Genomic DNA, 7,115 nt, shown 5'->3' on the forward strand with positions numbered 1-7,115 from the left:
GCGATACGTAAGTTATCATTGCTGCGTGGCGCTAACATCTCGCGATCACTTAAGTGCTTAAATTGACGACGCGATAACCCGTGGTCAACCAGCAAGCTAAACTCGCCGTAACTAAAGGTAATAATACCAACAACCGCTGACACGCTATCGTTAACTCTTATGTAATCAAGCTGTGAGGCGTTAGTCAGACCGTCTGCTAGCTGTAAACCTAAGCGCCGCTGTTGGTTGTCTAGTGCGTGCTGGTCTGCAAGAATACTGCCCGGTACAGCATAGCTATTCGGATGGATATTAACGGACTGATGACTGAGGAGCATATAATAACGCTGCCAACGCCGATCATAATACAAAGGCTTGCTGACTCGCATCGCGCTAAGATCAACCAGACGAACCTTCATGCCCTCGTAGCGCTCAAGGGTTTCGCTAAAATTAGCATCTGCACTGGCCACCAATAAATTGGTGGGTTGCACAGCAATCGCAGGACCGAGCGTAGTGATGAAAGTCGTGATGGCTGTCGTTTGCTGCAACCGTGTCATCCCATAATACTCTGCCACAACCCCCGTTACGCATACGCGGGTATTAACCTTAATATTGGTAATTGCAATCGCAGTCGTACTCACAAAGATGCCTCTTGAAGCCAGACTCAGATCAGACGCCGTGGTTTGCTGCATAAAAAATCCAGCATCTTTACCCTGGTGTAACCTGGTCACCACCCCTTGAACTGTATACACCTCGTCACTCTGGTAGCCGTTATTACTGCGACCTCGTCCCTGCGTCACCAATGGTGAACGTCTACCCTCGCCCTGTAACTGACTAATCGTGCTATTTTCGCCAACGCATGAATTACGCTGTTGGTTATCCCACAATTCACTGGCTAACACTGCATTGAGCATTACCATAATGCCGATAGCCCCACTAAATAAACCTCCTAGCATTCTCTACACTTCTGTTTTAAAATCATGCTCATCAATCCTTGCATTAGACCCTGCGTCTCGTGTTGTATGAGTGTAGTTACTATGGATATAAAATCGCTGACTTCTGAGCAAAGAAATGTGGCAAGTGCTAATCTAGATCAACTTTCAACATTAGAACTTGTTAAGCTATTCAACAGTGAAGATGAGAAAGTGGCTCAAGCCATTAAGCTTGAATTACCCCTGATTGCGGCTGCAATTGACATGATCGCCCATGCTTTTCAGCAAAACGGCCGCTTAATTTATATTGGTGCTGGTACATCCGGTCGCTTAGGGGTATTAGATGCTTCCGAATGCCCGCCGACCTTTGGTGTTGGCCACCAGCAGGTGCAAGGTATTATCGCCGGCGGTGAGGCGGCAATGTTTAAAGCGCAAGAAGGCGCTGAAGATGATTTAAACGCGGCCAAAATCGATTTACAGCAAATCCAATTAACCCCGCAAGACATTGTCGTTGGTATCGCCGCATCAGGACGTACACCTTATGTGATTGGCGGACTAACCTTTGCGAATAATCTCGGTTGTGACACCATTGCAATCAGCTGTAACGATAACTCACCAATTGCGACTCTGGCTAAAATAGCCATAACTCCCGTGGTCGGCGCGGAAGTATTAACCGGCTCCAGCCGTATGAAAGCAGGCACGGCACAAAAATTAGTGCTCAACATGCTCAGCACCGGCGCGATGGTTCGTACTGGCAAGGTTTACCAAAATTTGATGGTTGATGTGAAAACCTCAAATGAGAAGCTGATCACCCGTAGTGAGAATATTATTATGGATGTAACAGGCGTAGAACGCGAACGCGCAAAAGAGTTGTTAATCGCTGCTAATCAACACGTAAAGTCAGCCATTTTAATGGAACTGAACGGGGTTGATTATGCGACTGCAACACAACAGTTAGCCGACAATCAAGGCTTCTTACGTCAGGCATTAACGTCATAAAAATACGGGCTTAATTACCTATCATGTATTAAGTTTAGTGAATATATATTCCCTACGCTTAATATATGATGGTCTGGGCTCGTGCTCAGCACAATACAATACAAATCCAGTAACAGCTAACTCAGTTGCCACACTTTTTCCTCTTTCTAATAATAAATCAATCAAGGCGTCACTCGGTCTATTAATGCGCGCGAGTGTAATATGTGGCACGAATTCACGTTCCTCTGCTTTTATTCCGCGATGCAGCAATACCTTAGATATGAGTTGATGAAGCTCAGTAAGTGCCCGAGTTTGCATTACACGAGTAACGAAGATGGCCTTAGCGCCACCAGATTTGAAAAATTGGCAACCAGTCAGCATCAAGTTGAACGGTTTAACATTTACGGATATTAGTTCTTGCTCAATAGCTGACGCTTCTGCCTCCGTGACGTTACCGATGAATCTCAGGGTTATGTGTTTTACGGTCTGAACAGGGATCTGCTCTGTCTTATAAAAAAGCTTATTCAGCTCATGACCGACATCACTCGAGACTTCTATCGCAGTAAATAATCTTGGCATATTCCCCTCCACATAACACATAACACATAACACATAACACATAACACATAACACATAACACATAGCGTTATCATTAGGCTCGAAATTAACAAGGATCTTATCTACTAATTATAACTGACTGTCTGTTTTCATGACGATAAACCTATCGTCATGAATGTCTTAACCTAGTCATGAATAGCAGCGCTATTAACTCGCTGGTAATAATTTCTTCAGTAAGCTTTCACATTGCGCTTTGTTCATCAATTTCGGCACAGGGTAGTCACAATACGCTTCTCTTACTGCACGTTTCGCAAGTTCAGGGATATCACTCTGCTTAAGCTCAGGAAAGTCAGCTTGAATATTCAATGTTTGGTTCAATGCTTTCACACCAGCAACAAACTTATGCGCCGCTGCAATTTGAGAGTCTTCACTCGTCGCTAATCCTGCCGCAATCGCCAATTCAGCATAACGACACAATGAATTTGCAAACGAGAATTCCAGTACATGCGGTAAAATAACAGCATTCGCTAAGCCATGGGGAATATGATAATAGCCGCCCAACTGATGCGCAATCGCATGCACATAACCAATTGATGCTCGGGTAAAGGCCACGCCAGCATTAAAACTCGCCACCGACATTTGACGTCGAGCTTCTAAATCACGGCCATCTGCATAGGCTTTGGGAAGGTTAGCAAAAATACGTTTAACCGCATCATAAGCATAAGCTTTAATTTGCGCTGTAGCATGATAACCGATATAAGATTCAACCGCGTGTGTTAACGCGTCAATACCCGTTTCAGCGGTGATCTTTGCCGGTAAACCTTGCATCAACAGTGGATCAAGGATCGCAACAGCAGGTACTAAACTCGGGTCGACGATGGTAAACTTCTGTTTTTTAACGGGGTCAGTGACAACAGCAACCACAGTGGCTTCAGAACCGGTACCCGCAGTAGTAGGTATCGCGATAAAAGGTGGTAAGGACTTGCGCACCCGTAACAAACCAACCAGCTTTCTCACATCGACGTTTTTAACCGCAGCAGCCGCAATACCTTTAGCGCAATCCATCGGCGAACCGCCACCTAAAGCAATCACACTGTCACAGTTATTTTGTTGATAATACAGTAAACCCTGACCAACCAGCTGTAATGTCGGATCGGGAGTAACTGCATCAAACAGCACATAGGTAATATTTTCTGCATCTAGCGCATCAGTTAAGTGCTTGGCAATACCCAATTTAACCAGGGTTGCATCCGTCACGATCAGTGGTTTAGTTCCACCGAGCTCTGTTAATGCTAATGCGGCTTGCTTAATGGTACCCTCGCCTTCAATGAGCTTAGGCAACGGAATTGGCACGAGCTTATTTACTTGTCCGCGTATTTGAATAACAGTTTGATGCAACATAAATGTCCATTTTAATTAATACGTAATGCGAAGTCGCATTATATACAATTACGATTTACCGTTATTATCATTATCCGCCAATAACAAGTTGCAGCCTTTACTGTCACACTCTTCGCTGAACATGGCAAATTGTGAGCAACCAGAAGACAATGCATTTACTGTGGATGTGGTGGTAACCTCAGCAAGTTTATCGGCAAATTCTTGGTCGCGGTGCGCCTCACCTTCTTTTTGTTTGATTAACTTAAATGCCAGTAGGATAGAAGCAATACCAAAGAATACCGAGCCTAATGCTTGGCCGATTAAGATACCTTTCACCCCCGCAATCTCGGCACCCACAAGTACAAACGGGATAGTACCCAATGTCGCTTTACCCATGTTAAACCAAGTCGAGAATTTCGGCTTACCTAGGTTGTTAAAACTGGCGTTAGCAATAAACATCATGCCATTAAAAATAAAGGTTAGCGCGATTAAACGGCAAAACAAGATCACCACTTCAACCGCATCACCAGTCAAATTGAACCCGCTGATCAAGTAATCCTCAATCAAAAATAAGATCAAAGAAACCAGCACCACATAACCGGTACAGAACCAGAGCGCATCTTTTAAGCTTTTGCGTACCCGCGGCATTAATTTAGCGCCGTAGTTTTGCCCTAAGATAGGGCCAATAGCCCCCGACAGTGCGAAAATCATCCCAAAGGCAACGGGCAGAATACGGTTAATCGTTGCGTAGCCCGCCATAAAACTATCACCAAATTCAGCGATACTGCGCGTGACAAAGGCATTACCAATGGGTGTCGCCACATTCGTGAGCATCGCCGGTAGGGCAATTGCCATAATAAAAGGCAGCTGCGCTTTAAAGCTGTCACTATACCAACTGCCAATCAGCTTATGTTTAGAATAAACCCCATAAAACGACAAGCCAAATACAGCACAACGGGATAACACACTGGCGATCGCCGCGCCTTCAATTCCCATGCCTAGGGTAAAGATAAAGATCGGATCTAATACCGCGTTAACTAAACCACCACCTATGGTCGATAGCATCGATAACTTACCATCACCGACAGCACGTAAACTGGCGCCTAGTGCCATAGCAACCGACATCAGCGGCATCGAAGGCACTAAAATTTGTAAGTACGCAGTCCCTAAGCGCAAAGTTTCACCTTTCGCACCGAGTAAACTCAGCAGCACTTCAATATTAAACCAGGTCAACAACATGATGATAAATGAGACGAAAATGGTCACGATACTGATATTGGTGACATAAGACCGGGCACTTTCCCGCTTACCCTGCCCCAAGGCTTTAGAAACTAACGCCCCCATAGCAATAGACAGGCCAATAGAGATCGATGTGGTAAAGAAAGCCACGGTCCCTGCATAACCAACCGCAGCAGCAAGATGCTGTTCGCCCAGTAAACTAAGATAAAACAGATCCAGCAAATCGACGAGAAAGAGACAGGTTAAACCAATGGCACCTGTTGAGCTCATATAAATAATATGAGACAAAGTAGAACCTTGCGTGAACTTAGCTGTGGTCATAATTGATCTGAGTCATCAAATGGAGAATTGTCACTATTAGTAACATTGTGGATTAAATATGGCAATACAGAAAGCAAAAAGCCGGAACTTAAATGAATAAGTTCCGGCTTCTCTAAATAGATGGCGGAGGAGGAGAGATTTGAACTCTCGAGGAGCTATTAACCCCTGCTGGTTTTCAAGACCAGTGCATTCGGCCACTCTGCCACCCCTCCGCAGCAGGTTCGAATAATATAGAAGCCCACCAAGATTGTAAATATTTATATGCTGCCGCTTGGGTTCACCGTTGCCATTTACAACAGAATGTTCAAAAATCAGGCTTACGCGTAATTTTAATTATTCCCCAAGTAGCCATATCAACCTTGAAATAACCGTGACGCGGGATATTTACTGTCTATTAGCAATGTTATCCGTATAATGACGCCATAATCCTAATACAATGAGACCCCCATGACAGAAACAAATCCAATAATAACTAAATTCTTTGCTGACGTTAAACCAAACCAACAAGTTTGGGGCTTACAAGACAAAACAGGTGAAGATTGGGTTGTATGTGACTCGGTTAATTTCGAAAATACAGACGCTATGCCAATTTGGTCTACTGAAGCGCTAGCACAAGTACATTGCAGCGATGAGTGGAGCGAATTCAAACCAACAGCGATCTCTGTTTCTGACCTACTTGAGTTTTGGATCGAAGATCTAAACGAAGACAACGTTATTGTTGGCCTTAACTGGGAATCAGAAGGCGAATGTGCAGAACTTGAGCTAAATGCATTTACGCAATCAGTGGTAGAAATCGAAAAGCTTTAATTCACCACATCGATTAATAGTGTAAAAAAGTGCTTATCTGCAATAGGATAAGCACTGTTACTCAAACCGTTTAAAACAAGATAAACATCGACCAATCACCCAACATCGCGAGTGTACTCTCGACTTCAGGCGTTGTATCCCAAAGCACAGCAACCGCAACCAGCATAGCTAACATTAATAACTTGCTGTCAAGATCGACTAATTTCAAGGCCGTACCAAAGGAACGTTTAATCCTAATATTGCGTAAATCGACACTGTACATTTCATCTAACGTTAAATGTATTAATCCACCTAAAAATATAAAACCACCAGATAACCAAGCAAGCCTATCAGCCTTAGCAGAATCAATACCATCCACATTAGCAATCAATTGCGTGGTAACCAGCCCACACAAGGCTAAAAACAGCAAAGTATGGCAACTGCCTCGATGCACAGTCAAACGTTCAAAAATAGTCCTTAGTCCGTACTTCATTACCGCATAAGTCAGCGCAGGTACCACGATGACCTCGGCAAAACTCAAGTCATCGAAATCGTCACTGGTCATATAACGCATAATAATAAGAATGATGGCAAACGCAAAGAGGTTGAATATAGTGTCGAGAGAAGTCGAGTTGTCTGAGTCAATATCCGGTAATAATCCCCCTATTGTGCCAAGAAACCACAACCACACTGCGGTATCAAGCTCAATGTGGCGAGCCGCAACTAAGCTTGCAGAACAAACACCTGTTAATAATGCGGCGACATTAAGATGTGTATTAAAATTTGCCATTGTTATCTTTTAAAATAGAGTTTAATACTGCTATTATATGATAAATAAGAATTAATTAATCATCACAATGGAATTATTATGTTTAAACTTATCGCTATCGCTTTAATCGGTCTGGGTATTTATATCGGCATTAACTACACTGACGAAATAAATAG

Annotated in this window: 6 protein-coding genes, 1 tRNA gene and 1 pseudogene; 2 read left to right on the forward strand and 6 right to left on the reverse strand. The window is 43.6% G+C overall.

Going from position 1 to position 7,115, the window contains the following annotated elements:
* Positions 1-932, reverse strand: a pseudogene (locus tag QNK26_RS14460) (nuclease); the annotation flags it as partial.
* Positions 933-1,013: 81 nt separating this feature from the next.
* On the opposite strand from QNK26_RS14460, the gene murQ reads away from it, so the two are divergent.
* Positions 1,014-1,907, forward strand: coding sequence for an N-acetylmuramic acid 6-phosphate etherase (gene murQ / locus QNK26_RS14465; RefSeq protein ID WP_319224235.1), 894 nt, complete (start codon positions 1,014-1,016; stop codon positions 1,905-1,907).
* Positions 1,908-1,928: 21 nt separating this feature from the next.
* Here murQ and thpR read toward each other — a convergent pair whose 3' ends face one another.
* The 4 genes from thpR to QNK26_RS14485 all read right to left on the reverse strand — a co-directional run bounded on the left by thpR (position 1,929) and on the right by QNK26_RS14485 (position 5,596).
* Positions 1,929-2,465: an RNA 2',3'-cyclic phosphodiesterase gene (gene thpR / locus QNK26_RS14470; RefSeq protein WP_319224238.1), complete on the reverse strand. Its 537-nt coding sequence runs from the start codon at positions 2,463-2,465 to the stop codon at positions 1,929-1,931.
* A gap of 186 nt (positions 2,466-2,651) precedes the next feature.
* Positions 2,652-3,845 (reverse strand): iron-containing alcohol dehydrogenase, encoded by a 1,194-nt coding sequence (locus tag QNK26_RS14475; protein WP_319224241.1) that lies wholly within the window; start codon positions 3,843-3,845, stop codon positions 2,652-2,654.
* A gap of 48 nt (positions 3,846-3,893) precedes the next feature.
* On the reverse strand, positions 3,894-5,384 hold the full coding sequence (locus tag QNK26_RS14480; RefSeq protein ID WP_319224243.1) for an MATE family efflux transporter: 1,491 nt from the start codon (positions 5,382-5,384) through the stop codon (positions 3,894-3,896).
* Positions 5,385-5,505: 121 nt separating this feature from the next.
* Positions 5,506-5,596 (reverse strand) — tRNA-Ser (locus QNK26_RS14485).
* 235 nt (positions 5,597-5,831) lie between these two features.
* On the opposite strand from QNK26_RS14485, the gene QNK26_RS14490 reads away from it, so the two are divergent.
* Positions 5,832-6,191 carry a DUF2750 domain-containing protein gene (locus tag QNK26_RS14490; protein WP_319224246.1) on the forward strand — a complete coding sequence of 120 codons (360 nt, stop codon included), beginning with the start codon at positions 5,832-5,834 and terminating at the stop codon, positions 6,189-6,191.
* 70 nt (positions 6,192-6,261) lie between these two features.
* Here the strand turns inward: QNK26_RS14490 and QNK26_RS14495 are convergent, their stop codons facing one another.
* Complete coding sequence (locus QNK26_RS14495) at positions 6,262-6,960, reverse strand: metal-dependent hydrolase (protein ID WP_319224248.1); 699 nt, start codon at positions 6,958-6,960, stop codon at positions 6,262-6,264.
* Positions 6,961-7,115 lie beyond the last annotated feature (155 nt).

It is taken from the genome of Moritella sp. (assembly GCF_033791185.1).
Lineage (GTDB): Bacteria > Pseudomonadota > Gammaproteobacteria > Enterobacterales > Moritellaceae > Moritella.

Excerpts from the sequence above, each read along its gene's own strand:
- murQ (WP_319224235.1), top strand. The coding sequence starts at position 1,014 with ATGGATATAAAATCGCTGACTTCTGAGCAAAGAAATGTGGCAAGTGCT.
- thpR (WP_319224238.1), bottom strand. The coding sequence starts at position 2,465 with ATGCCAAGATTATTTACTGCGATAGAAGTCTCGAGTGATGTCGGTCAT.
- QNK26_RS14475 (WP_319224241.1), bottom strand. The coding sequence starts at position 3,845 with ATGTTGCATCAAACTGTTATTCAAATACGCGGACAAGTAAATAAGCTC.
- QNK26_RS14480 (WP_319224243.1), bottom strand. The coding sequence starts at position 5,384 with ATGACCACAGCTAAGTTCACGCAAGGTTCTACTTTGTCTCATATTATT.
- QNK26_RS14490 (WP_319224246.1), top strand. The coding sequence starts at position 5,832 with ATGACAGAAACAAATCCAATAATAACTAAATTCTTTGCTGACGTTAAA.
- QNK26_RS14495 (WP_319224248.1), bottom strand. The coding sequence starts at position 6,960 with ATGGCAAATTTTAATACACATCTTAATGTCGCCGCATTATTAACAGGT.